A 25,349-nucleotide genomic window follows, 5' to 3' on the forward strand; every position below is an offset into this window, starting at 1 on the left:
AATGCGAACCGTTTCTGCATCAGGCATTTTTGGAGATGCGATTCTATGGTCCAAAATTTTGGCCTGCTTGCTATAGCAGGTCTATTTTTGTCAAAATCGGGCCATGTCGATCAATCCAACACTGGATCCCTACGAGCATGGAAGCCCCGATGCTGTGGTGAACCTGAGCAAGTATTCTTCGGGTACTGTTTTTGCGCGGCATACGCACAGTCGTGGTCAGTTTGCGTACGCCTCGACGGGCGCGTTGAAGATGTTCACCGATCAGGGGAATTGGGTTGTCCCGCCTCAAAGAGCGCTTTGGGTTCCCGCGTGCGTGTCGCATGAAATGCATATGCGCGGCGACGTGACCATGATCAATACTTACCTCAATGAGGCTGCCTCCATCCGCGCCGGTTTGCCGGAGCATTGCCAGGTCTACGATGTTTCGCCGTTGCTGAGGCATCTGTTGGAAGCAGCGCTGGCCATCGACCCGGAGCAAGCGCCTAGTATCCGTAGCCAGTCCGTACAGACGCTGCTGGTGGATGAAATCGGCACCATGTCGGAGCTTCCATTGAGCGCACCATTGCCTTCGGAACCTCGACTGGCCGTTTCGTGCCATCGATTCCTGGATGCCCCCACGCAGAATATCTCCATCAGTGAAATGGCCAGCTGGTCGAACATGAGCCGGCGAACGTTCACGCGAAGTTTTCGGGAAGCGACTGGCATGAGTTTTGTCTTCTGGAGACAGCAAGTCTGTCTACTCGAAGCCACGTCCAGACTGAGCAATGGTTCATCTATCACCGAAGTGGCGATGGATCTGGGTTACAGCAGCCCAAGCGCATTTACCTCGGTATTTCGGCGCAACCTAGGGGATTCACCGGGGCGTTATCTGGCCAAGTCCAAAGGCGCATCGATGTTCTGAGCGATTGATCAAGAAGGGTGTCTAGTCCTGAAACAGGTGTAAACCTTATTCAGGACGGGACACGCGCAATAAAAAAGGCCAACGCTAAGCGTTGGCCTTTTTCGTTGTAGCGGTCCAGCCGGATCAGAAGTCCAGGTTGGACACCGCCAAGGCGTTGCTTTCGATGAAGTCACGGCGAGGTTCGACCGCATCACCCATCAGGGTGTTGAAGATCTGGTCGGCGCCGATGGCGTCTTCGATGGTCACTTTGAGCATGCGGCGCGAGCCCGGATCCATGGTGGTTTCCCACAGCTGATCAGGGTTCATCTCACCCAGACCTTTGTATCGCTGGATGGTATGACGCTTGGTGCTTTCGGCCATCAACCATTCAAGGGCTTCCTTGAATTCGGTGACGGCTTTCTTGCGTTCGCCACGCTGGATATAAGCGCCATCGTCCAACAGGGTGCTCAGTTGAGCGCCAAGGGAAACGACGGTCTTGTAATCGTTGCTGCCGAAGAAGTCGCGGTTGAAGGTGACGTAGTTCGACAGGCCGTGGGAGATCAGTTCGACCTCTGGCAGCCAGACGTTACGTTCACGGTCTTCGCGCAGGCTGGCCTTGTAGACCAGGCCGGACTTCTCGACGGTGCGCAGGCGAACTTCGTACTGAGCCAGCCAATCCTGCATCGCTGCGTGATCGGACAGTTGCTCCATGCTCACGGCTGGCAGGTAGATGAAGTGCTCGGTCAGTTCCTGCGGGTACAGGCGCGACAGGCGCTTGAGGGTCTTCATCACCAGACGGAAGTCATTCACCAGACGCTCGAGAGCTTCACCGGAGATACCCGGGGCTTCTTCGTTCAGGTGCAGGCTCGCATCTTCCAGGGCCGACTGCGTCATGTACTCTTCCATGGCGTCGTCGTCTTTGATGTATTGCTCTTGCTTGCCTTTCTTCACTTTGTACAGCGGCGGCTGAGCGATGTAGATGTAGCCACGCTCGATCAGCTCCGGCAGCTGACGGAAGAAGAAGGTCAGCAGCAGGGTACGGATGTGCGAACCGTCGACGTCAGCATCGGTCATGATGATGATGTTGTGATAACGCAGCTTGTCGATGTTGTACTCGTCGCGACCGATGCCGCAGCCTAGCGCGGTGATCAAGGTGCCCACTTCTTGCGAAGAGATCATCTTGTCGAAGCGCGCCTTCTCGACGTTCAGGATCTTGCCCTTCAATGGCAGGATGGCCTGGGTCTTGCGGTTACGTCCCTGCTTGGCGGAGCCGCCAGCAGAGTCACCTTCCACGAGGTACAGTTCGGAAAGGGCAGGGTCTTTTTCCTGGCAGTCCGCCAGTTTGCCCGGCAGGCCGGCGATGTCCAGCGCGCCTTTACGACGGGTCATCTCACGGGCTTTACGCGCCGCTTCACGAGCACGCGCCGCGTCGATCATCTTGCCGACGACCAGCTTGGCTTCGTTCGGGTTTTCCAACAGGAAGTCGGAGAAGTACTTGCCCATTTCCTGTTCGACCGCGGTCTTCACTTCGGAAGACACCAGCTTGTCTTTGGTCTGGGAGCTGAACTTCGGATCCGGCACTTTCACCGAAATGATCGCCGTCAGGCCTTCGCGGGCATCGTCACCGGTGGTGGCGACTTTGTGCTTCTTCGCCAGGCCTTCAGCTTCGATGTAGGTGTTCAGGTTACGCGTCAGTGCCGAACGGAAACCCACCAGGTGAGTACCGCCATCGCGCTGTGGAATGTTGTTGGTGAAGCACAACAGGTTCTCGTTGAAGCTGTCGTTCCACTGCAGGGCGATTTCCACGCCGATGCCGTCTTCACGCTGGATGTTGAAGTGGAACACCTGGTTGACCGCAGTCTTGTTGGTGTTCAGGTATTCAACGAATGCACGCAGACCACCTTCGTACTTGAACAACTCTTCCTTGCCGCTGCGCTCATCCTTGAGGACGATGCCGACACCGGAGTTGAGGAAGGACAGTTCGCGAATCCGCTTGGCCAGGATGTCCCAGCTGAAGTGGATGTTCTTGAAGGTGTCAGCCGAAGGCTTGAAGTGAATCTGGGTACCGGTGGATTCGCTGTCGCCAACGATTTTCATCGGTTCTTGCGGAACACCGTGGACGTACGTCTGTTCCCAGATCTTGCCGCTGCGGCGAACGGTCAGGACCAGTTCTTCGGACAGGGCGTTAACCACCGATACACCTACACCGTGCAGACCACCGGAAACCTTGTAGGAGTTGTCGTCAAACTTACCGCCGGCGTGCAGCACGGTCATGATGACCTCGGCCGCCGAAACGCCTTCTTCTTTGTGCACGTCTACCGGGATGCCACGACCGTTGTCGCGAACAGTGATGGATTCATCCGGGTGGATGATGATGCTGATGTCGTCGCAGTGGCCGGCCAAAGCTTCGTCGATCGAGTTATCGACCACCTCGAACACCATGTGGTGCAGACCGCTGCCATCGTCGGTGTCACCAATGTACATACCGGGACGTTTGCGTACGGCATCCAGGCCTTTCAGCACTTTAATGCTCGTTGAGTCGTACGTATTTTCTTCGCTCAATGCCTTCACTCCCGATGGTCGTGGGTCTGGGTGATACGGCCCTGTTCCACGTGGAACAAAGCGACTGGCGTTTCCGTCTGCCAGCCTTCCCTCAATAATTCGTGATCTACACAGGTGATAAAAACCTGGCAGCGTAAGTCTTCCAGCAAGCGGCAAAGCGCGCGACGGTGGTGCTCGTCCAGTTCGGACGGCAGGTCATCCACCAGATAAATACACTGGCCGCGTCGGGCCTGGCTGACCAAGTGCCCTTGGGCAATCCGCAATGCACAGACCACCAACTTCTGCTGACCACGGGACAAAATGTCCGCGGCGTTATGTGCGCCTAATCGGAGACGCAAATCAGCCCGTTGTGGTCCGGCCTGGGTATGACCCATTTGCTGATCCCGCTGAAGGGATCCAGCGAGCACTGCACTCAACTCACGGTCTTTGTCCCAGCCTCGGTAATAGCTGAGCGTCAAGCCCTCAAGCTCAACCAGTTCGCTCAAGGTCTGTTCAAAGACTGGTTTCAAGGCTTTGATGTAAGCGCGGCGGTATTCATCTATTTCATCACTGGCCTGGCACAGTTCCCTGTCCCAAACCGCTTGCGAAACGGCGTCAAGTGTACCATGCCGCAGCCAAGAGTTTCTCTGGCGCAAGGCCTTCTGCAAGCGCTGCCACGTAGACATGAATCGCGGTTCCACGTGGAACACACCCCAGTCGAGAAACTGCCGGCGAATCTTCGGCGCGCCTTCCAGCAGGCGGAAGCTGTCCGGGTTGATCAACTGCAGCGGCAGGATCTCCGCCAGTTGTGCCGCACTACGGGCGTTCTGCCCGTCGATACGGATCTGGAACTCTCCCTGACGATCGCGAGATATCCCCAATGCGCTGTGCCCACCCTCGGCCAATTCGACCTGGCCAAATACTGTGCACGCCAATTGTTCGTACTGAATAACCGGCAACAGGCGGGTGCTACGAAACGAACGGGCAAGCCCCAGCAGATGAATGGCTTCCAGAACACTGGTTTTGCCGCTGCCGTTGGCGCCGTAAAGAATGTTGATTCGGGGGGAGGGGGAGAAGGTCACCGGGTGCAGATTGCGCACCGCGGTGACCGAGACGCGACTTAAGGACATCTAGCTTCTGCTGAGCATGATTACAGACGCATCGGCATGACAACGTAAGCCGAGTCGTCGTTGTCGGACTCTTGCACCAGCGCACTGCTGTTGGAGTCGGACAGGATCAGGCGAACCTGCTCGGTGGTCATCACGCCCAATACGTCGAGCAGATAGCTCACGTTGAAGCCGATTTCCAGAGAGCCGCCGTTGTACTCAACGCCCACTTCTTCTTCCGCTTCCTCTTGCTCCGGGTTGTTCGCCTGGATCTTCAGCTGACCGTTGGCCAGCTGCAGACGGATGCCGCGGTACTTCTCGTTGGACAGAATCGCGGTACGGCTGAACGCTTCACGCAGGGCCTGGCGATCGCCGAGTACCAGCTTGTCGCCACCTTTAGGCAGAACACGCTCGTAGTCAGGGAATTTACCGTCGACCAGTTTCGAGGTGAAGGTGAACTCGCCGGTGGTAGCACGGATGTGGTGCTGGCCCAGCACGATGCTGACGTTGCCGTCCGGTTCGGTCAGCAGACGTGCCAGTTCCAGGATACCTTTGCGTGGCACGATGACCTGATGACGATCCGGCTGACCGATATCGGCCTGCATCGAGCACATGGCCAGACGGTGACCGTCGGTCGCCACGGCGCGGATGATCCCGGCCGAGACTTCCAGCAGCATGCCGTTGAGGTAATAACGCACGTCCTGCTGCGCCATGGCGAAGCTGGTGCGTTCGATCAGGCGACGCAGTTTGCTTTGCTCAAGGCTGCAGGTCAGCGAACCCGGGCCTTCTTCCACCGTCGGGAAGTCGTTGGCCGGCAGGGTCGACAGGGTGAAGCGGCTACGGCCGGCCTTCACCACGAGCTTCTGCTCATCGACCTTGATGTCGATCAGCGCGTCGTTTGGCAGGCTCTTGCAGATGTCCATCAGCTTGCGCGCAGGCACAGTGATGGAACCCGGGTCTGCAGGCTCTTCGAGTTGCACACGACCGACCAGCTCGACTTCCAGGTCGGTACCGGTCAGCGACAGTTGCTGGCCTTCGACAACCAGCAGCACGTTGGAAAGCACCGGCAAGGTCTGTCGGCGCTCGACGACGCCTGCGACCAGTTGCAGGGGTTTCAACAGGGCTTCGCGTTGAATGGTGAAATGCATGGTCTAGTCCCTTGCCTTAATAAGCTGCGCTGGTGTTCATCAAGTGGTCAGTGTACGCAGCAGGTTCTTGTAGTCCTCGCGGATGTCCGCGTCGGATTCCTTAAGCTCGTTGATCTTGCGGCAGGCGTGCAAAACAGTCGTGTGGTCGCGGCCGCCAAACACATCGCCGATTTCCGGCAGGCTGTGGTTGGTCAATTCCTTGGACAACGCCATAGCGACCTGACGCGGACGTGCTACCGAGCGTGAACGACGCTTGGACAGCAGGTCGGAGATCTTGATCTTGTAATACTCAGCGACGGTGCGCTGAATGTTATCCACAGAGACCAGTTTATCTTGCAACGCCAACAAGTCTTTCAGGGATTCGCGAATCAACTCGATGGTGATGTCGCGACCCATAAAGTGCGAGTGGGCGATCACGCGCTTGAGCGCGCCTTCCAGCTCACGGACGTTGGAGCGAATACGCTGGGCGATGAAGAATGCCGCGTCGTGTGGCAGATCGACTTTGGCCTGGTCGGCCTTTTTCATCAGGATCGCTACACGGGTTTCCAGCTCCGGCGGCTCGACGGCAACCGTCAGGCCCCAGCCAAAGCGGGATTTAAGGCGTTCTTCAAGGCCTTCAATTTCTTTCGGATAGCGGTCACTGGTGAGAATGACCTGCTGGCCACCTTCGAGCAGGGCGTTGAAGGTGTGGAAAAACTCTTCCTGCGAACGTTCCTTGCGAGCGAAGAACTGAATGTCATCGATCAGCAACGCATCCACCGAACGGTAGAAGCGCTTGAACTCGTTGATCGCGTTCAACTGCAGCGCCTTGACCATGTCGGCCACGAAACGCTCCGAATGCAGGTACACGACCTTGGCATTCGGGTTCTTCTTTAATAGGTGGTTACCCACAGCGTGCATCAAGTGGGTTTTACCCAAACCGACGCCACCATAAAGGAAGAGCGGGTTGTAACCGTGCTTGGGGTTGTCCGCCACCTGCCAGGCCGCAGCCCGTGCCAGTTGGTTGGACTTACCTTCGACGAAGTTCTCGAAGGTGAAAGTGCGGTTCAGGTAGCTGGTGTGCTTGAGCGCACCTTCGACCTGCACCGTGCGCTGCTCGGAACGAACCGGGGCCTGTTGCGAACTGGCGCCGGCCATAGGGTCGAAGCTGTCGCGGGACGGCTCTTCACTGACCTCGGCAACTTTTTGCGTCGAACGCTTGGTCGGTGCCGCCGCCGGAGCAGGGGCTGGAGCGCTGACCGGTGCGGCCGCCGCCTGAGCCTGGGACGCCGCAGCGGCCAACGGGGCATTGGGTGCCGCACGCGGTGCCGAACTGCGTTTGCTGCCTATTAATAAGGAAAGCGCCGGCGCCATGCCATTGCCATGCTCATCCAGCAGTTCAAGGACGCGGCCCAGGTACTTTTCGTTGACCCAGTCGAGAACAAAACGATTCGGTGCGTAGACACGCAACTCGTCGCCTTCGGCTTCGACCTGTAGCGGGCGGATCCAAGTGTTGAATTGTTGGGCAGGCAGCTCATCGCGCAAAAGCTCCACGCACTGCTGCCAAAGTTCCACTGACACGGATATCCCCTAAGTTGAAAGCCGGTGAGGCAAAAACAAGCGGTCATTGTAGCGGCCAGACGCCCACTTATCCACATGCAGGTTGCGCACAGGGCATGAATTATCAACGCGTTAACCCTCAAAAAGAAGACCAACGGTATGTGCATAAGCTCTGTGGATAACCGCCCATGAGGGCACTGGACAAGTGGGGGCGAAACTCGGTGGATAACCTGCCTGTGGATAACAGACCTTTCCACACACAGCTTATCCGATAGCGCAGCACAGGCTGATCACCGTTTTCCACTGTAGTTGTCATTCTCTGTACATCACGGTTTTTAAGGGCTTAAGGCAGTTATCCACAGATGAACGCGTGCCTAGCTTTTACAAGCTTTACAGAAAAGCTTTAAATAATTCCCTTCTTTATTTCTATATCTAGCGAACGACCTGCGGACGAGCAAATCCTCTGGAGATCTATTTATAAGGAAACGTTGGTTGGAAATTGACCTAGAGGCTTGCTTTCTCTAGAATCCCCGGTCTCTTAAAACGGGGGCCATTCCGGCCCGTTGTGGACGAACCAGGTAACACGACAATGAAACGTACTTTCCAACCAAGCACTATCAAACGCGCTCGTACCCACGGTTTCCGTGCTCGCATGGCTACCAAGAACGGTCGTGCCGTCCTGTCGCGTCGTCGCGCCAAAGGTCGTGCGCGTCTGGCAGTTTGATAATCCGGCACTGGAGGTGAGTCAGGACTTCAGTCGGGATAAGCGTCTGCTTACTCCCCGGCATTTCAAGGCAGTCTTTGACTCCCCTACCGGCAAGGTTCCGGGGAAAAATCTTCTGCTCCTTGCGCGCAATAACGATCTTGATCACCCCCGTCTCGGGCTGGTTATCGGGAAAAAGAGCGTAAAGCTCTCCGTCGAGCGCAATCGCCTCAAACGTCTGATGCGCGAATCGTTTCGCCTGAACCAGGATTCACTGGTCGGTTGGGACATTGTTATCGTCGCGCGCAAAGGTTTGGGTGACGTAGAAAACCCCGAATTGATTCAGCATTTCGGCAAACTCTGGAAACGTCTGGCACGCAGCAAGCCGGTACCAGCAGTCAAAGCCGAAACTGTAGGGGTAGACAGTCCCGATGCGTAAACTGGCACTCGTTCCGATCCAGTTTTATCGCTATGCCATTAGTCCCCTGATGGCCAATCACTGTCGTTTCTACCCCAGTTGTTCCTGCTACGCGTTAGAAGCCATAGAAAATCATGGCCTTCTGCGCGGTGGCTGGCTGACCTTTCGTCGTTTAGGTCGCTGTCATCCGTGGAATCCCGGTGGTTATGACCCGGTTCCACCTATCCCTACCTCCCGTTCTTCTTCGATGGCCGAGTAATCATGGATATCAAACGCACGATCCTGATCGTCGCCCTGGCAATCGTGTCCTACGTTATGGTTCTTAAATGGAACCAGGACTATGGCCAGGCTGCCCTGCCGACTCAGAATGTTGCTTCCAGTACTACCGCACCGGGTCTACCGGATACGGCGACTGGCAATAATGCTTCCGCCAGTGACGACATCCCGCGCGCCGCAAGCGATACCAGTGCAACTGCACCTGCTGAAACGCCAGTGGCTGCAAGCAAAGACCTCATCCAGATCAAAACGGATGTGCTCAACCTGGCCATCGATCCACAAGGTGGCGATGTTGCCCAGTTGACGCTGCCGCTGTATCCACGTCGCCAGGACCATCCGGAAATTCCATTCCAGTTGTTCGATAACGGCAACGAGCGGACTTATCTGGCTCAGAGTGGCCTGATCGGCACCAACGGTCCGGACGCAAGTCCTGCCGGTCGTCCGGTTTACTCCTCCGAGAAGAAGATTTATCAACTGGCTGACGGTCAGGACCAATTGGTCGTGGACCTGAAGTTCAGCAAGGACGGCGTCAACTACATCAAGCGTTTCACCCTGAAACGTGGCCTGTATGACGTAACCGTTTCCTACCTGATCGACAACCAGAGCGCTCAGCCCTGGTCCGGTGCAATGTTCGCGCAACTGAAGCGTGACGCCAGTTCCGATCCTTCTTCCAGCACTGCCACCGGCACCGCGACTTACCTGGGCGCCGCCCTGTGGACAAGTAACGAGCCGTACAAGAAAGTGTCGATGAAGGACATGGACAAGGCTCAGCTGAAAGAAACCGTCAGCGGTGGCTGGGTTGCCTGGTTGCAGCACTATTTCGTGACCGCATGGATTCCGGCCAAGGGCGAAAACAACGTCGTCCAGACCCGTAAAGACAGCAAAGGCAACTACATCATCGGCTACACCGGTCCTTCGCTGACTGCTGCGCCAGGTGCCAAAGTTGAAACCAGCGCCGTTCTGTACGCAGGTCCAAAAAGCCAGGCTGTGCTGAAACAGTTATCCCCAGGTCTGGAACTGACCGTCGACTACGGCATTCTGTGGTTCATTGCCCAGCCAATCTTCTGGTTGCTGCAACATATCCACGCACTGGTTGGTAACTGGGGCTTCTCGATCATCTTCCTGACCATGCTGATCAAGGGGATTTTCTTCCCGTTGTCGGCCGCCAGCTACAAATCCATGGCGCGCATGCGTGCAGTGGCACCGAAACTGGCCGCGCTGAAAGAGCAACATGGCGAAGACCGGCAGAAAATGTCGCAAGCCATGATGGAGCTGTACAAGAAAGAGAAGATCAATCCACTGGGTGGCTGCTTGCCAATCCTGGTGCAGATGCCGGTTTTCCTTTCGCTGTACTGGGTTCTGCTGGAAAGTGTGGAAATGCGCCAGGCGCCATTCATGCTGTGGATTACTGACCTGTCGATCAAGGATCCGTTCTTCATTCTGCCGATCATCATGGGCGCAACCATGTTCATCCAGCAGCAGTTGAACCCGACGCCTCCGGATCCAATGCAGGCCAAGGTGATGAAGCTGATGCCAATCATCTTCACCTTCTTCTTCCTGTGGTTCCCGGCCGGTCTGGTACTGTACTGGGTAGTGAACAACTGCCTGTCGATCGCCCAACAGTGGTACATCACTCGTAAGATCGAAGCGGCTACCAAAGCAGCTGCCTGATTTACACTGTGGATAACCACTCAAAACGCCCCCTAGTGGGGCGTTTTGCTATCTGTCACTTTTGTCTGGATACCGGTTTATGAGCGTTCCTCGTGAAACCATCGCAGCCGTCGCCACCGCTCAAGGTCGCGGCGGTGTGGGCATCGTCCGTATTTCCGGGCCGCTGGCGAGTGTGGCGGCCAAAGCCATCAGCGGCCGCGAGCTGAAACCGCGGTTCGCCCATTACGGCCCGTTCCTCAGTGAAAACGAAGAGGTGCTGGACGAAGGCATCGCGCTGTATTTCCCGGGACCGAATTCGTTCACCGGCGAAGATGTGCTGGAGCTGCAGGGCCACGGCGGACCAATCGTCCTGGATATGTTGCTCAAACGCTGCCTTGAACTGGGCTGCCGTCTGGCCCGACCGGGTGAATTCAGCGAACGCGCCTTCCTCAATGACAAACTCGACCTGGCTCAGGCCGAAGCCATTGCCGACCTGATCGAGGCGAGTTCTGCACAGGCTGCACGAAATGCCCTGCGTTCGTTGCAAGGGGCGTTTTCCCAGCGTGTGCATAACCTTACCGAGCAATTAATAGGCCTGCGCATTTACGTCGAAGCGGCTATCGACTTCCCCGAAGAAGAAATCGACTTCCTCGCCGATGGCCACGTGCTGAGCATGCTGGACAAAGTGCGCGACGAATTATCCACAGTGCTTCGGGAAGCCGGGCAGGGGGCCTTGCTGCGTGACGGCATGACGGTAGTCATCGCCGGTCGGCCGAATGCCGGCAAGTCCAGCCTTCTGAATGCCCTGGCCGGACGTGAAGCCGCGATCGTGACCGAGATTGCTGGCACGACCCGGGACATTCTTCGCGAACATATCCACATCGATGGCATGCCGTTGCATGTGGTCGACACTGCCGGGCTGCGGGATACCGACGATCAGGTCGAGAAAATCGGCGTCGAACGGGCATTGAAAGCCATCGGCGAGGCGGATCGGGTATTGCTGGTGGTCGATGCCACGGCTCCCGAGGCCCTTGATCCATTTGCCTTGTGGCCTGAATTCCTCGAAACCCGCCCGGATCCGGCAAAAGTGACGCTGATTCGTAACAAGGCAGACCTGACGGGCGAAGCAATTGCCCTGGAAGTCAGTAACGATGGCCACGTCACGATCAGCCTCAGTGCCAGGTCCGCCGGCGAAGGCCTGGAGTTGTTGCGCGAGCATCTCAAGGCCTGTATGGGTTACGAGCAGACCTCTGAAAGCAGCTTTAGTGCTCGCAGGCGTCACCTGGAGGCACTGCGCCATGCGAGTGCGTCCCTCGAACACGGCCGCGCACAGCTGACGTTAGCGGGTGCCGGTGAACTGCTGGCCGAAGATTTGCGGCAAGCCCAGCAGTCTTTGGGCGAGATCACCGGGGCATTCAGCTCCGATGATCTGCTGGGCAGGATCTTTTCCAGCTTCTGCATCGGTAAATAGTCCTTCTGCGTTACCCACAGACAGGCCGTTCTGGCCTGTCTGCTCCCCTTCTTCTGAAATAGACCTCCGCTCCCGAGCAGATTTTTCTGTTCGGGCAGATTTTCCGTGCCCGGGATTTGCTCGGTCAGCCCTTTTCTGTGGATTAAGCCCTGTGAATAACTGCCGCTAAGGGCAGTTGATAACAAGGCCTCAAAACTGAAGATAACCGCCTCTGTGGATAACACCCTCTTTCATCCACAGGCTTACACCGGTTATCCAAGGGCCTCCTCGGCACATGACCACAGGGTTTTGAATCTCTGTACACATTGAAAATAAAGGCCTGTATGAATCTATCCACAGAAAGGTGGGTCAGTAGAAATAAACATAAAAACAAAGATTTAATAAATTTCTCTCTTTTTAATTTCTATAACCCCGACTTCTCCACAGCTGGTTAAATTTTGTGCAAAGGGTTCTTTAGGAAGGGCGAAGTCCCTATACTTGCCGACCAGGTCCAAGAACCTGAGCTCAAACTATTCCGGATTACCTGACTAAAGCAGGCACGAGGTGCGTGGTGGATTTCCCTTCCCGTTTTGAAGTGATCGTCATCGGCGGCGGTCATGCCGGTACCGAGGCAGCACTTGCATCAGCACGTATGGGGGCAAAAACCCTGTTGCTGACGCATAACGTGGAAACCCTCGGTGCCATGAGCTGCAATCCCGCCATTGGTGGGATCGGTAAAAGCCATCTGGTCAAGGAAATCGATGCCCTGGGCGGCGCGATGGCCATGGCTACCGATAAAGGCGGTATTCAATTTCGCGTATTGAACAGCCGCAAAGGCCCGGCCGTGCGTGCAACTCGCGCCCAGGCAGATCGGGTTCTGTACAAGGCCGCTGTCCGCGAAGCTTTGGAAAACCAGCCGAACCTGTGGATATTTCAACAGGCCGCGGACGACCTGATCGTCGAACAGGAACAAGTGCGCGGCGTTGTCACGCAAATGGGCCTGCGTTTCTTCGCCGACTCCGTGGTGCTGACGACGGGCACCTTCCTCGGTGGACTTATCCACATCGGCATGCAGAATTATTCCGGCGGTCGCGCCGGTGATCCGCCTTCGATTGCTTTGGCACGTCGTCTGCGTGAACTGCCATTGCGTGTCGGTCGCCTGAAAACCGGTACTCCGCCGCGTATTGACGGTAGGTCTGTGGATTTCTCGGTCATGACCGAGCAAGCCGGTGATACGCCGATCCCGGTCATGTCGTTCATGGGCTCCAAAGAACAGCACCCGAAACAGGTCAGTTGCTGGATTACCCACACCAACGCCCGGACCCACGAAATCATTGCCGCCAACCTCGACCGTTCGCCGATGTATTCCGATGCCGGGTTGATCGAAGGCATCGGCCCACGTTATTGCCCCTCGATCGAAGACAAGATCCACCGCTTTGCCGACAAGGAAAGCCACCAGGTCTTCATCGAACCGGAAGGGTTGACCACTCACGAGCTGTACCCGAACGGGATATCCACATCCTTGCCGTTCGACGTGCAATTGCAGATCGTGCAATCGATCCGCGGCATGGAAAACGCGCACATCGTGCGTCCGGGCTACGCCATCGAGTACGACTATTTCGACCCGCGTGACCTGAAGTACAGCCTGGAAACCAAAGTCATCGCCGGTCTGTTCTTCGCCGGGCAAATCAACGGCACCACCGGTTACGAAGAAGCCGGCGCCCAGGGTTTGCTGGCTGGAGCCAACGCCGCACTGCGAGCCCAGGGCAAAGATGCCTGGTGCCCGCGTCGTGATGAAGCGTACATCGGCGTTTTGGTTGACGACCTGATTACCCTCGGTACCCAGGAACCGTATCGGATGTTCACATCCCGCGCCGAATACCGCTTGATTCTGCGCGAAGACAACGCCGACCTGCGCCTGACCGAAAAAGGTCGCGAACTGGGTCTGGTGGATGACGCGCGTTGGGCGGCTTTCTGCAAAAAACGCGAAAGCATCGATCTGGAAGAACAACGCCTGAAAAGTACCTGGGTTCGCCCGGGCACCGAGCAGGGCGATGCGATTGCCGAGAAGTTCGGCACGCCGCTGACCCACGAATACAATTTGCTCAACCTGCTGAGCCGTCCGGAAATCGACTACGCTGGTCTGATCGCCGTGACTGGCGGGGGCGCAGAAGATCCACAGGTCGCCGAACAGGTCGAAATCAAGACCAAATACGCCGGTTACATCGACCGTCAACAGGATGAAATCGCACGCCTGCGGGCCAGCGAAGACACCAAACTGCCTGTGGATATCGATTACACGAACATCTCCGGTCTCTCCAAGGAGATCCAGAGCAAGCTCGGTGCGACCCGTCCAGAGACTTTGGGCCAGGCGTCGCGTATTCCGGGCGTGACCCCAGCGGCGATTTCGCTGTTGATGATTCATTTGAAAAAACGCGGCGCGGGCCGTCAGTTGGAGCAAAGCGCTTGAGTTCGTTGGTTACCTCGCAACATGCAGAAGAGTTATCCACAGGTGCTCGCCAGCTCGGTGTCACACTGACGGAAACCCAGCACGCTCAGCTGCTGGGTTATCTGGCTTTGTTGATCAAATGGAACAAGGCTTACAACCTGACCGCCGTGCGCGATCCGGACGAAATGGTCTCCCGTCACCTGCTCGATAGCTTGAGCGTGATGTCGTTCGTCGAAAACGGTCGCTGGCTGGACGTTGGCAGCGGCGGCGGCATGCCGGGTATTCCGTTGGCGATCCTGTTTCCTGAGTCCCAGGTGACCTGTCTGGACAGCAACGGCAAGAAAACCCGCTTCCTGACCCAGGTCAAACTCGAACTCAAACTGGATAACCTGCAAGTTATCCACAGTCGCGTCGAAGCCTTCCAGCCTGAACTGCCATTCAACGGGATCATTTCCCGGGCGTTCAGCAGCATGGAGAACTTCAGCAACTGGACTCGCCATTTGGGCGACGCCGATACACGCTGGCTGGCAATGAAGGGCGTTCATCCCGCCGATGAGCTGGTAGCATTGCCGGCAGACTTCCACCTCGATAGCGAACACGCCCTGGCCGTACCCGGTTGCCAAGGCCAACGCCATCTGCTGATACTGCGCCGCACGGCATGATTGGGAACACAAGCAAGAATGGCTAAGGTATTCGCGATAGCGAACCAAAAGGGTGGTGTGGGCAAGACCACCACCTGCATCAACCTCGCAGCTTCCCTGGTCGCTACCAAGCGTCGGGTGCTGTTGATCGATCTTGATCCACAGGGCAACGCCACCATGGGTAGCGGTGTGGATAAACACGGCCTGGAAAACTCGGTCTACGATCTGTTGATCGGTGAATGTGATCTGGCCCAGGCCATGCACTATTCCGAACACGGTGGTTACCAGTTGTTGCCGGCAAACCGCGATCTGACCGCGGCCGAAGTCGTTCTGCTGGAAATGCAGATGAAGGAAAGCCGCCTGCGCAGCGCGTTGGCGCCGATCCGTGAAAACTACGATTACATTTTGATCGACTGCCCGCCATCGCTGTCGATGCTCACGCTCAATGCGCTGGTTGCCGCCGACGGGGTCATTATCCCCATGCAGTGTGAGTACTTCGCGCTCGAAGGGTTGAGCGACCTTGTGGATAACATCAAGCGTATTGCCGAACTGCTGAACCCGAACCTGAAAGTCGAAGGCCTGTTGCGGACCATGTACGACCCGCGCCTGAGCCTGATGAACGACGTCTCGGCGCAGCTCAGGGAACACTTTGGCGATCAGCTCTACGACACCGTGATTCCGCGCAACATCCGTCTGGCCGAAGCGCCAAGCTATGGCATGCCGGCGCTGGCGTACGATAAATCATCGCGCGGCGCGATTGCCTACCTGGCATTGGCCGGTGAGATGGTTCGCCGTCAACGCAAAAATTCACGCACCGCCGCTGCCCAGGCAACTTAAGGAATCCCCATGGCCGTCAAGAAACGAGGTCTCGGACGTGGACTGGATGCACTGCTGAGTGGTCCGACTGTCAGCTCGCTGGAAGAACAAGCGGTGCAAGCCGACCAGCGTGAGCTGCAGCACCTGCCCCTGGACCTGATCCAGCGTGGCAAGTACCAGCCGCGTCGCGACATGGATCCTCAGGCGCTGGAAGAGCTGGCGCAGTCGATCAAGGCTCAGGGCGTGATGCAGCCGATCGTGGTTCGCCCGATTGGCAGCGGTCGCTTCGAAATCATCGCCGGCGAACGCCGCTGGCGCGCCAGCCAGCAGGCTGGCCAGGAAACCATCCCGGCGATGGTCCGCGATGTGCCGGATGAAACCGCCATCGCCATGGCGTTGATCGAGAATATCCAGCGCGAAGACCTCAATCCGATCGAAGAAGCGGTGGCCTTGCAGCGTTTGCAGCAGGAATTCCAGCTGACTCAGCAACAAGTGGCCGAGGCTGTGGGTAAGTCCCGCGTCACCGTGGCCAACCTATTGCGCCTGATTTCGTTGCCGGAAGTCATCAAGACCATGCTGTCTCACGGCGACCTGGAAATGGGTCATGCCCGTGCCTTGCTGGGTTTACCGGAAAACCAACAGGTTGAAGGGGCGCGACATGTTGTCGCACGGGGGCTGACTGTGCGCCAGACTGAAGCACTGGTTCGCCAGTGGTTGAGTGGCAAACCGGAGCCTGTGGAACCGGCAAAACCGGACCCGGATATCGCCCGGCTCGAGCAGCGCCTGGCCGAGCGCCTAGGCTCTGCGGTGCAGATCCGCCACGGAAAGAAGGGTAAGGGGCAGTTGGTGATCGGCTACAACTCTCTTGATGAACTTCAAGGTGTGCTCGCACACATCCGCTGAAACAATTCCTCTTGTAGCGTGAAGTCGGAAATCACTACCTGACAGTTGAATAGGGGCAGAACCGCCCCTATACTCTGCGCGCATTTTGTCGGCACAAATTATGCCAAGTTATTGAATTTCGGCAGCCGACCATTGGGGAGCAAAAGTGATGGAAAACCGCACGCCAGACCGCTTGCCTTTCCATCGATTGGCTGTTTTTCCGGTGTTAATGGCTCAATTCGTCGTTTTGCTGATTGCCGCTTTGGCGCTCTGGCGATGGTATGGAGTCGTTGCCGGGTACTCAGGACTTTGCGGAGGCCTGATAGCCTTGCTTCCCAATATTTATTTCGCTCACAGGGCATTTCGGTTTTCCGGCGCCCGAGCAGCTCAAGCCATCGTCCGGTCTTTTTATGCCGGCGAGGCGGGCAAACTGATTTTGACGGCAGTGCTGTTTGCATTGACGTTTGCAGGTGTGAAGCCATTGGCGCCGTTAGCAGTATTCGGCGTCTTCGTGCTGACCCAACTGGTCAGCTGGTTCGCTCCCCTGCTTATGAGAACAAGACTTTCGAGACCTTAGGGCGTTTGAGGCAACCATGGCAGAAACAACCGCTTCGGGCTATATCCAGCACCACTTGCAGAACCTGACCTTCGGTCAGCTACCCAACGGCGGCTGGGGCTTTGCCCACTCCGCAGCAGAAGCCAAGGAAATGGGCTTCTGGGCTTTCCACGTCGATACCCTCGGCTGGTCGGTCGCGTTGGGTCTGATCTTCGTTCTTCTTTTCCGCATGGCGGCAAAGAAGGCGACTACAGGTGTACCTGGTGCTTTGCAGAACTTCGTTGAAGTATTGGTCGAATTCGTCGATGGCAGCGTGAAAGACAGCTTCCATGGCCGTAGTCCAGTGGTTGCACCGCTGGCACTGACCATCTTCGTCTGGGTCTTCCTGATGAACGCCATCGACCTGGTACCGGTCGACTGGATTCCTCAGCTGGCCATCCTGATCTCCGGCGACCACCACATCCCGTTCCGCGCCGTGTCGACCACCGACCCGAACGCTACATTGGCCATGGCCTTCACGGTGTTCGCGCTGATCATTTTCTACAGCATCAAGATCAAGGGCCTCGGCGGCTTCATCGGCGAGCTGACCCTGCACCCGTTCGGCAGCAAGAACATCTTTGTTCAGGCGCTGCTGATTCCGGTGAACTTCCTGCTGGAATTCGTGACCCTGATCGCCAAGCCGATCTCCCTGGCTCTGCGTCTGTTCGGCAACATGTATGCCGGTGAGCTGGTGTTCATTCTGATCGCTGTGATGTTCGGCAGCGGTCTGCTCTGGCTGAGCGGCCTGGGCGTAGTTCTGCAGTGGGCGTGGGCTGTGTTCCACATCCTGATCATCACCCTGCAGGCATTTATCTTCATGATGCTGACCATCGTCTACCTGTCGATGGCGCACGAAGAAAACCATTAAGACCAGTCTCGACTGGTCTTATGTCCCACCCGGTCAAACGGGTGGGTGCCCTAACAGGGCTATGAAACGATTTGTTTTACCGCTTTAAAATCTAAAAAACCTAAACCATACGACGTAAAAGTCGGGAGGAAAGATGGAAACTGTAGTTGGTCTAACCGCTATCGCTGTTGCACTGTTGATCGGCCTGGGCGCACTGGGTACCGCAATTGGTTTCGGCCTGCTGGGCGGCAAGTTCCTGGAAGGCGCAGCGCGTCAGCCAGAAATGGTTCCAATGCTGCAAGTTAAAATGTTCATCGTTGCCGGTCTGCTCGACGCCGTAACCATGATCGGTGTTGGTATCGCTCTGTTCTTCACCTTTGCGAACCCGTTCGTTGGTCAAATCGCTGGCTAATTACTCGGATCTTCCGGGTAATTTGGTGTGATGGACAACGTAACTGCGAGGTGTTGGCGTGAACATTAATGCGACCCTGATTGGCCAGTCCGTTGCGTTCCTGATTTTTGTACTGTTCTGCATGAAGTTCGTATGGCCTCCGGTCATCACGGCTCTGCACGAACGTCAAAAGAAGATCGCTGATGGTCTGGACGCTGCCAGCCGAGCAGCTCGCGACCTGGAGTTGGCCCAAGAGAAAGCGGGTCAGCAACTGCGCGAAGCGAAAGCTCAGGCAGCTGAAATCATCGAGCAAGCCAAGAAACGCGGTACCCAGATTGTCGACGAAGCCCGTGAACAGGCTCGCGTCGAAGCTGACCGTGTGAAGGCTCAGGCTCAGGCCGAGATCGAACAGGAACTGAACAGCGTCAAAGACGCGCTGCGCGCCCAAGTGGGTAGCCTGGCCGTTGGCGGTGCTGCGAAGATCCTGGGTGCCACAATCGATCAAAACGCGCACGCAGAGCTGGTTAACCAACTGGCTGCTGAAATCTAAGCGAGGGCGATCATGGCAGAACTGACCACGTTGGCCCGACCTTACGCTAAGGCGGCCTTCGAGCACGCTCAGGCCCACCAGCAACTGGCCAATTGGTCAGCCATGCTCGGCCTGGCAGCAGCGGTGTCGCAAGACGACACCATGCAGCGCGTGCTCAAGGCCCCGCGACTGACGAGCGCAGAAAAGGCCGCCACGTTCATTGACGTGTGCGGCGACAAGTTTGATGCCAAGGCACAGAACTTCATTCACGTCGTTGCCGAAAACGACCGTCTCCCGCTTCTGCCGGAGATCGCCGCTCTGTTTGACCTGTACAAGGCCGAACAAGAGAAATCGGTAGACGTTGAAGTGACCAGTGCTTTTGCATTGAACCAAGAACAGCAAGACAAACTCGCCAAGGTTCTCAGTGCACGACTCAACCGGGAAGTGCGCCTGCAAGTCGAGGAAGACTCATCCCTTATTGGTGGTGTTGTCATCCGCGCCGGCGACCTGGTTATCGATGGCTCGATTCGCGGCAAAATCGCGAAACTTGCCGAAGCATTGAAATCTTGAGTTTGAAGGGGCAGCAGAGCAATGCAGCAACTCAATCCTTCCGAAATAAGTGAAATTATCAAGGGCCGCATCGACAAGCTCGATGTGACCTCCCAAGCCCGTAACGAAGGCACTGTCGTCAGCGTATCTGACGGTATCGTGCGGATTCACGGTCTGGCCGACGTTATGTACGGCGAGATGATCGAGTTTCCGGGCGGCGTCTTCGGTATGGCTCTCAACCTGGAGCAAGACTCTGTAGGTGCCGTTGTATTGGGCGCATACCAGACTCTGGCTGAAGGCATGAGCGCCAAGTGCACCGGCCGCATCCTCGAAGTTCCGGTTGGTAAGGAACTGCTGGGTCGCGTAGTCGACGCACTGGGTAACCCAGTTGACGGCAAAGGTCCGCTGAACAACACCGAGACCGACGCGGTCGAGAAAGTTGCTCCAGGCGTGATCTGGCGTAAGTCGGTAGACCAGCCTGTACAGACTGGCTACAAGGCTGTCGATGCGATGATCCCTGTCGGCCGTGGCCAGCGTGAGCTGATCATCGGTGACCGTCAGATCGGTAAAACCGCTCTGGCGATCGACGCGATCATCAACCAGAAAGACAGCGGCATTTTCTGCGTCTACGTAGCTATCGGTCAGAAGCAATCGACCATCGCCAACGTAGTTCGCAAGCTGGAAGAAAACGGTGCACTGGCTAACACCATCATCGTTGCAGCGAGCGCTTCGGAATCTGCAGCACTGCAATTCCTGGCACCGTACTCCGGTTGCACCATGGGCGAATACTTCCGCGATCGCGGTGAAGACGCGCTGATCGTTTATGACGATCTGTCCAAGCAAGCAGTGGCTTACCGCCAGATTTCCCTGCTGCTGCGCCGTCCACCAGGCCGTGAAGCTTACCCAGGCGACGTGTTCTATCTCCACTCCCGTCTGCTGGAGCGCGCCTCCCGCGTTTCGGAAGAATACGTAGAGAAGTTCACCAACGGCGCAGTGACCGGCAAAACCGGTTCCCTGACCGCACTGCCGATCATCGAAACCCAGGCTGGCGACGTTTCTGCGTTCGTTCCGACCAACGTGATTTCCATCACCGACGGTCAGATCTTCCTGGAATCGGCCATGTTCAACTCGGGCATCCGTCCTGCAGTGAACGCCGGTGTTTCGGTATCCCGTGTGGGTGGTGCCGCTCAGACCAAGATCATCAAGAAGCTGTCCGGTGGTATCCGTACCGCTCTGGCTCAGTACCGTGAACTGGCGGCATTCGCCCAGTTCGCTTCTGACCTGGACGAAGCGACCCGTAAGCAACTTGAGCATGGTCAGCGCGTTACCGAGCTGATGAAGCAGAAGCAATACGCGCCAATGTCGATCGCCGACATGTCGCTGTCGCTGTATGCCGCTGAGCGTGGGTTCCTGACCGACGTTGAAATCGCCAAGATCGGCAGCTTCGAGCAAGCGCTGATTGCTTACTTCAACCGCGATCACGCCGACTTGATGGCGAAGATCAACGTGAAGGGTGACTTCAATGACGAAATCGATGGCGGCCTGAAAGCCGGTATCGAGAAGTTCAAGGCCACCCAAACCTGGTAAGCCGCAGCGGGAGCCTAGCGGCTCCCGCTTGCTAACCTGATAGGTGTTACATGGCAGGCGCAAAAGAGATTCGCAGTAAGATTGCGAGCATCAAAAGCACGCAAAAGATTACCAGCGCCATGGAAAAAGTGGCGGTCAGCAAAATGCGCAAGGCACAAATGCGCATGGCTGCTAGCCGTCCTTATGCGGAGCGCATCCGCCAGGTTATTGGCCATCTGGCCAACGCTAACCCGGAATATCGCCACCCGTTCATGATCGACCGTGAAGTAAAGCGCGTTGGTTATGTCGTAGTGAGCAGTGACCGTGGTCTGTGTGGTGGCTTGAACACCAACCTGTTCAAGGCTTTGGTCAAGGACATGGCGGTAAACCGCGAAAACGGCGTCGAGATCGATCTGTGTGTCGTTGGTAGCAAGGGTGCGGCTTTCTTCCGCAACTTCGGCGGTAACGTCGTTGCAGCTATCAGCCACTTGGGTGAAGAGCCGTCGATCAATGATCTGATCGGCAGCGTCAAGGTGATGCTGGATGCCTACCTGGATGGCCGTATTGACCGCCTGTCCGTGGTGTCCAACAAGTTCATCAACACCATGACACAACAGCCTACCGTGGAGCAGTTGATTCCACTGGTGGCAACCCCGGATCAAGAACTCAAGCACCACTGGGATTATCTGTACGAACCGGACGCCAAAGAGCTGCTTGACGGCTTGATGGTCCGTTACGTGGAGTCGCAGGTCTACCAGGCGGTGGTCGAGAACAACGCGGCTGAACAAGCTGCGCGGATGATCGCGATGAAGAACGCTACCGACAACGCCGGTGATTTGATCAGCGATTTGCAGCTGGTCTACAACAAGGCGCGTCAGGCTGCGATCACCCAAGAGATCTCGGAAATCGTCGGCGGCGCTGCCGCGGTTTAACGGTTCAAATATTCAGAGGATCCAGCTATGAGTAGCGGACGTATCGTTCAAATCATCGGCGCCGTTATCGACGTGGAATTCCCACGCGACAGCGTACCGAGCATCTACGACGCCTTGAAAGTTCAAGGCGCCGAAACCACCCTGGAAGTTCAGCAGCAGCTGGGCGACGGCGTGGTTCGTACCATTGCGATGGGCTCCACCGAAGGCTTGAAGCGCGGTCTGGACGTCAACAACACTGGCGCAGCCATCTCCGTACCGGTCGGTAAAGCGACCCTGGGCCGGATCATGGACGTACTGGGCAACCCGATCGACGAAGCTGGTCCGATCGGCGAAGAAGAGCGCTGGGGCATTCACCGTCCTGCGCCAACCTTCGCTGAACAAGCGGGCGGCAACGAGCTGCTGGAAACAGGCATCAAGGTTATCGACCTGGTTTGCCCGTTCGCCAAGGGCGGTAAAGTCGGTCTGTTCGGTGGTGCCGGTGTAGGCAAGACCGTAAACATGATGGAACTGATCCGTAACATCGCCATCGAGCACAGCGGTTATTCCGTGTTCGCCGGTGTGGGTGAGCGTACTCGTGAGGGTAACGACTTCTACCACGAGATGAAGGACTCCAACGTTCTGGACAAAGTGGCACTGGTTTACGGTCAGATGAACGAGCCGCCGGGAAACCGTCTGCGCGTAGCACTGACCGGCCTGACCATGGCCGAGAAGTTCCGTGACGAAGGTAACGACGTTCTGCTGTTCGTCGACAACATCTATCGTTACACCCTGGCCGGTACTGAAGTATCCGCACTGCTGGGCCGTATGCCTTCGGCAGTAGGTTACCAGCCGACCCTGGCTGAAGAGATGGGCGTGCTGCAAGAGCGCATCACTTCGACCAAGCAAGGTTCGATTACTTCGATCCAGGCGGTATACGTACCAGCGGACGACTTGACCGACCCGTCGCCAGCGACCACCTTCGCCCACTTGGACGCCACTGTCGTTCTGTCCCGTGACATCGCTTCCCTGGGTATCTACCCTGCGGTAGACCCACTGGACTCGACTTCGCGTCAGCTGGACCCGAACGTGATCGGCAACGACCACTACGAAACCGCTCGCGGTGTTCAGTACGTGCTGCAGCGTTACAAAGAACTGAAGGACATCATTGCGATCCTGGGTATGGACGAGCTGTCGGAAGCCGACAAGCAGTTGGTAAACCGTGCTCGTAAGATCCAGCGTTTCTTGTCGCAGCCGTTCTTCGTGGCTGAAGTCTTCACCGGTGCTTCGGGTAAATACGTTTCCCTGAAAGACACCATTGCTGGCTTCAAAGGCATCCTCAACGGTGACTACGACCACCTGCCAGAACAAGCGTTCTACATGGTCGGCGGCATCGAAGAAGCGATCGAGAAAGCCAAGAAACTGTAATCCCGGCGCCCGGCAACGGGCGTTAATTTAGGTTGAGGCAATCAGATGGCTATGACAGTCCATTGCGATATCGTCAGCGCGGAAGGGGAAATCTTTTCCGGCCTGGTCGAGATGGTGGTTGCGCACGGTGCACTGGGTGATCTTGGTATCGCCCTGGGTCACGCGCCGCTGATCACCAATCTCAAGCCGGGCCCGATCCGCCTGATCAAGCAGGGCGGGGAAGAGGAGGTGTATTACATCTCCGGTGGTTTCCTCGAGGTTCAGCCGAACATGGTCAAGGTTCTCGCCGACACCGTGCAACGCGCTGCCGACCTGGACGAAGCCGCAGCTTTGGAAGCCGTTAAGGCTGCCGAGAAAGCCTTGCATGAGCGAGGCGCGGAATTCGATTACGGTTCTGCTGCCGCACGTCTGGCCGAGGCTGCAGCTCAGCTGCGCACCGTCCAGCAGATCCGCAAGAAGTTCGGCCACTAATCGGCCATCGACTTGTTGCGCGATTGATTAAAAAGGGTAGCCTCGGCTACCCTTTTTTCTTTTTCGATATTCATCACCTGGTCGCAGTTGCTGACCACCCAGGATTGGTAGCCAGTCATGTCCCTTGAAATCGTTATCCTCGCTGCCGGGCAAGGCACTCGCATGCGTTCGGCCTTGCCGAAAGTCCTGCATCCGATTGCCGGTAATTCAATGCTCGGCCATGTTATCCACAGCGCCCGGCAACTTGATCCACAGCGCATCCACGTGGTGATCGGCCATGGTGCCGAAGCGGTGCGCGAGCGTCTGGCCGCCGATGACCTGAATTTCGTCTTGCAGGACCAACAGCTGGGTACCGGTCATGCGGTGGCCCAGGCTGTGCCGTTCATCGAGTCCGATACCGTGCTGATTCTCTACGGTGACGTGCCGTTGATCGAAGTCGAAACCCTGCAACGTCTGCTCAAGCAGGCTGCACCGCAGCAATTGGGTCTGCTTACTGTCGAGTTGGATGACCCGACTGGCTACGGCCGTATTGTCCGTGATGCCGCCGGCAAAGTGACTGCCATCGTTGAGCAGAAAGATGCCAACGCGGTTGAGCGTGCGATCACCGAAGGCAATACCGGCATTTTGGCGGTGCCTTCCCAGCGTTTGGGCGATTGGCTGAGCCGTCTATCCAACAATAACGCCCAGGGCGAGTACTACCTGACCGACGTGATCGCCATGGCGGTCAGCGATGGTCTGGTGGTGGCCACCGAACAACCCCATGACGCCATGGAAGTGCAGGGCGCCAACGATCGCAAACAACTGGCCGAGCTGGAGCGTCATTATCAGCTGCGCGCCGCTCGTCGTTTGATGGCTCAAGGCGTAACCCTGCGCGACCCGACACGTTTCGATGTGCGCGGTGAGGTTACCGTTGGTCGCGATATCCTGATCGACATCAACGTGATTCTCGAGGGCAAAGTGGTCATCGAGGACGACGTGGTGATCGGCCCGAACTGCGTGATCAAGGACAGCACCCTGCGCAAAGGCGTGGTGATCAAGGCCAACAGTCATATCGAAGGCGCGATTCTCGGCGAAGGCAGCGATGCCGGCCCGTTTGCTCGTTTGCGTCCTGGCACAGTGCTGGAGGCCCGCGCACATGTGGGTAACTTTGTTGAACTGAAGAACGCTCACATGGGCGAAGGTGCCAAGGCCGGTCACTTGACGTATCTGGGCGATGCCGAGATCGGTGCGCGCACCAACATTGGCGCCGGCACCATCACCTGCAACTACGACGGTGCCAACAAGTGGAAAACCGTGCTGGGTGAAGATGTGTTCATCGGCTCCAACAACTCGTTGGTGGCGCCTGTGGATATCTCCTCCGGTGCGACCACGGCGGCCGGTTCGACCATTACCCAGAATGTGGATAACGCTCAATTGGCCGTTGGCCGGGCTCGACAGAAGAACATCGACGGCTGGAAGCGGCCTGAGAAGATCAAGAAGAGTTAAGTTATCCACAGATCAAAAGATCGCAGCCTTCGGCAGCTCCTACAGGGAATTCGTGTTCACTCTGTAGGAGCTGCCGGAGGC

General features: G+C 56.9%; 24 protein-coding genes. 20 read left to right on the forward strand and 4 right to left on the reverse strand.

Annotated elements, in window-relative coordinates:
• Positions 1-103: 103 nt before the first annotated feature.
• A complete protein-coding gene (locus tag AC1DQM_RS09040) occupies positions 104-901 on the forward strand; it encodes an AraC family transcriptional regulator (RefSeq protein ID WP_477746046.1) in 798 nt (265 codons plus the stop codon).
• A gap of 123 nt (positions 902-1,024) precedes the next feature.
• Here the strand turns inward: AC1DQM_RS09040 and gyrB are convergent, their stop codons facing one another.
• From gyrB to dnaA, 4 genes are read right to left on the reverse strand one after another with little or no spacing between them, the layout of a single operon-like run.
• Positions 1,025-3,442 carry a DNA topoisomerase (ATP-hydrolyzing) subunit B gene (gyrB, locus tag AC1DQM_RS09045; RefSeq protein WP_007934319.1) on the reverse strand — a complete coding sequence of 806 codons (2,418 nt, stop codon included), beginning with the start codon at positions 3,440-3,442 and terminating at the stop codon, positions 1,025-1,027.
• A gap of 5 nt (positions 3,443-3,447) precedes the next feature.
• Complete coding sequence (gene recF / locus AC1DQM_RS09050; protein WP_018927321.1) at positions 3,448-4,551, reverse strand: DNA replication/repair protein RecF; 1,104 nt, start codon at positions 4,549-4,551, stop codon at positions 3,448-3,450.
• Between the two features lie 20 nt (positions 4,552-4,571).
• Positions 4,572-5,675, reverse strand: coding sequence for a DNA polymerase III subunit beta (gene dnaN / locus AC1DQM_RS09055; protein ID WP_007903001.1), 1,104 nt, complete (start codon positions 5,673-5,675; stop codon positions 4,572-4,574).
• Between the two features lie 39 nt (positions 5,676-5,714).
• Positions 5,715-7,235 carry a chromosomal replication initiator protein DnaA gene (dnaA, locus tag AC1DQM_RS09060; RefSeq protein WP_007934322.1) on the reverse strand — a complete coding sequence of 507 codons (1,521 nt, stop codon included), beginning with the start codon at positions 7,233-7,235 and terminating at the stop codon, positions 5,715-5,717.
• A 568-nt stretch (positions 7,236-7,803) separates the two neighbouring features.
• On the opposite strand from dnaA, the gene rpmH reads away from it, so the two are divergent.
• The 19 genes from rpmH (at position 7,804) to glmU (ending at position 25,268) form a co-directional block, all read left to right on the forward strand.
• Positions 7,804-7,938 carry a 50S ribosomal protein L34 gene (gene rpmH / locus AC1DQM_RS09065; protein WP_003213577.1) on the forward strand — a complete coding sequence of 45 codons (135 nt, stop codon included), beginning with the start codon at positions 7,804-7,806 and terminating at the stop codon, positions 7,936-7,938.
• Between the two features lie 16 nt (positions 7,939-7,954).
• Positions 7,955-8,356 carry a ribonuclease P protein component gene (rnpA, locus tag AC1DQM_RS09070; protein ID WP_026286513.1) on the forward strand — a complete coding sequence of 134 codons (402 nt, stop codon included), beginning with the start codon at positions 7,955-7,957 and terminating at the stop codon, positions 8,354-8,356.
• Entirely contained in the window at positions 8,349-8,594 is a 246-nt protein-coding gene (gene yidD, locus AC1DQM_RS09075; protein ID WP_003213574.1) for a membrane protein insertion efficiency factor YidD, read from the forward strand. Before rnpA ends, yidD begins: the two co-directional genes overlap by 8 nt.
• A gap of 2 nt (positions 8,595-8,596) precedes the next feature.
• Positions 8,597-10,282: a membrane protein insertase YidC gene (gene yidC / locus AC1DQM_RS09080; protein WP_018927323.1), complete on the forward strand. Its 1,686-nt coding sequence runs from the start codon at positions 8,597-8,599 to the stop codon at positions 10,280-10,282.
• Positions 10,283-10,361: 79 nt separating this feature from the next.
• Complete coding sequence (gene mnmE / locus AC1DQM_RS09085) at positions 10,362-11,732, forward strand: tRNA uridine-5-carboxymethylaminomethyl(34) synthesis GTPase MnmE (RefSeq protein ID WP_018927324.1); 1,371 nt, start codon at positions 10,362-10,364, stop codon at positions 11,730-11,732.
• Between the two features lie 550 nt (positions 11,733-12,282).
• The gene (mnmG, locus tag AC1DQM_RS09090; protein ID WP_018927325.1) at positions 12,283-14,181 is read left to right on the forward strand and encodes a tRNA uridine-5-carboxymethylaminomethyl(34) synthesis enzyme MnmG; all 1,899 of its coding nucleotides are present in this window, start codon (positions 12,283-12,285) and stop codon (positions 14,179-14,181) included.
• Positions 14,178-14,822 (forward strand): 16S rRNA (guanine(527)-N(7))-methyltransferase RsmG, encoded by a 645-nt coding sequence (gene rsmG, locus AC1DQM_RS09095; protein WP_064621182.1) that lies wholly within the window; start codon positions 14,178-14,180, stop codon positions 14,820-14,822. The genes mnmG and rsmG overlap by 4 nt, the downstream gene beginning before the upstream one ends.
• Before the next feature lie 18 nt (positions 14,823-14,840).
• Complete coding sequence (locus tag AC1DQM_RS09100) at positions 14,841-15,638, forward strand: ParA family protein (protein WP_477746047.1); 798 nt, start codon at positions 14,841-14,843, stop codon at positions 15,636-15,638.
• 9 nt (positions 15,639-15,647) lie between these two features.
• Positions 15,648-16,520: a ParB/RepB/Spo0J family partition protein gene (locus tag AC1DQM_RS09105; protein WP_007934333.1), complete on the forward strand. Its 873-nt coding sequence runs from the start codon at positions 15,648-15,650 to the stop codon at positions 16,518-16,520.
• A 148-nt stretch (positions 16,521-16,668) separates the two neighbouring features.
• Positions 16,669-17,076: a F0F1 ATP synthase subunit I gene (locus tag AC1DQM_RS09110; protein WP_064621181.1), complete on the forward strand. Its 408-nt coding sequence runs from the start codon at positions 16,669-16,671 to the stop codon at positions 17,074-17,076.
• 16 nt (positions 17,077-17,092) lie between these two features.
• Positions 17,093-17,962, forward strand: coding sequence for a F0F1 ATP synthase subunit A (atpB, locus tag AC1DQM_RS09115; protein WP_007934337.1), 870 nt, complete (start codon positions 17,093-17,095; stop codon positions 17,960-17,962).
• A gap of 133 nt (positions 17,963-18,095) precedes the next feature.
• Entirely contained in the window at positions 18,096-18,353 is a 258-nt protein-coding gene (atpE, locus tag AC1DQM_RS09120; protein WP_003097235.1) for a F0F1 ATP synthase subunit C, read from the forward strand.
• A 58-nt stretch (positions 18,354-18,411) separates the two neighbouring features.
• Positions 18,412-18,882, forward strand: coding sequence for a F0F1 ATP synthase subunit B (locus tag AC1DQM_RS09125; protein WP_047535495.1), 471 nt, complete (start codon positions 18,412-18,414; stop codon positions 18,880-18,882).
• 12 nt (positions 18,883-18,894) lie between these two features.
• Positions 18,895-19,431, forward strand: a complete 537-nt coding sequence (locus AC1DQM_RS09130) for a F0F1 ATP synthase subunit delta (protein ID WP_064621179.1) — start codon at positions 18,895-18,897, stop codon at positions 19,429-19,431.
• 21 nt (positions 19,432-19,452) lie between these two features.
• Positions 19,453-20,997 (forward strand): F0F1 ATP synthase subunit alpha, encoded by a 1,545-nt coding sequence (atpA, locus tag AC1DQM_RS09135; protein ID WP_007969905.1) that lies wholly within the window; start codon positions 19,453-19,455, stop codon positions 20,995-20,997.
• Positions 20,998-21,047: 50 nt separating this feature from the next.
• Complete coding sequence (atpG, locus tag AC1DQM_RS09140) at positions 21,048-21,908, forward strand: F0F1 ATP synthase subunit gamma (RefSeq protein ID WP_007934344.1); 861 nt, start codon at positions 21,048-21,050, stop codon at positions 21,906-21,908.
• Between the two features lie 27 nt (positions 21,909-21,935).
• Entirely contained in the window at positions 21,936-23,312 is a 1,377-nt protein-coding gene (atpD, locus tag AC1DQM_RS09145) for a F0F1 ATP synthase subunit beta (protein WP_007969907.1), read from the forward strand.
• A 45-nt stretch (positions 23,313-23,357) separates the two neighbouring features.
• The gene (locus AC1DQM_RS09150) at positions 23,358-23,783 is read left to right on the forward strand and encodes a F0F1 ATP synthase subunit epsilon (RefSeq protein ID WP_007934346.1); all 426 of its coding nucleotides are present in this window, start codon (positions 23,358-23,360) and stop codon (positions 23,781-23,783) included.
• A 117-nt stretch (positions 23,784-23,900) separates the two neighbouring features.
• Positions 23,901-25,268: a bifunctional UDP-N-acetylglucosamine diphosphorylase/glucosamine-1-phosphate N-acetyltransferase GlmU gene (gene glmU / locus AC1DQM_RS09155; protein WP_477746048.1), complete on the forward strand. Its 1,368-nt coding sequence runs from the start codon at positions 23,901-23,903 to the stop codon at positions 25,266-25,268.
• The last annotated feature ends 81 nt before the right edge of the window (positions 25,269-25,349 follow it).

It is taken from the genome of Pseudomonas sp. 01L34 (assembly GCF_056400265.1).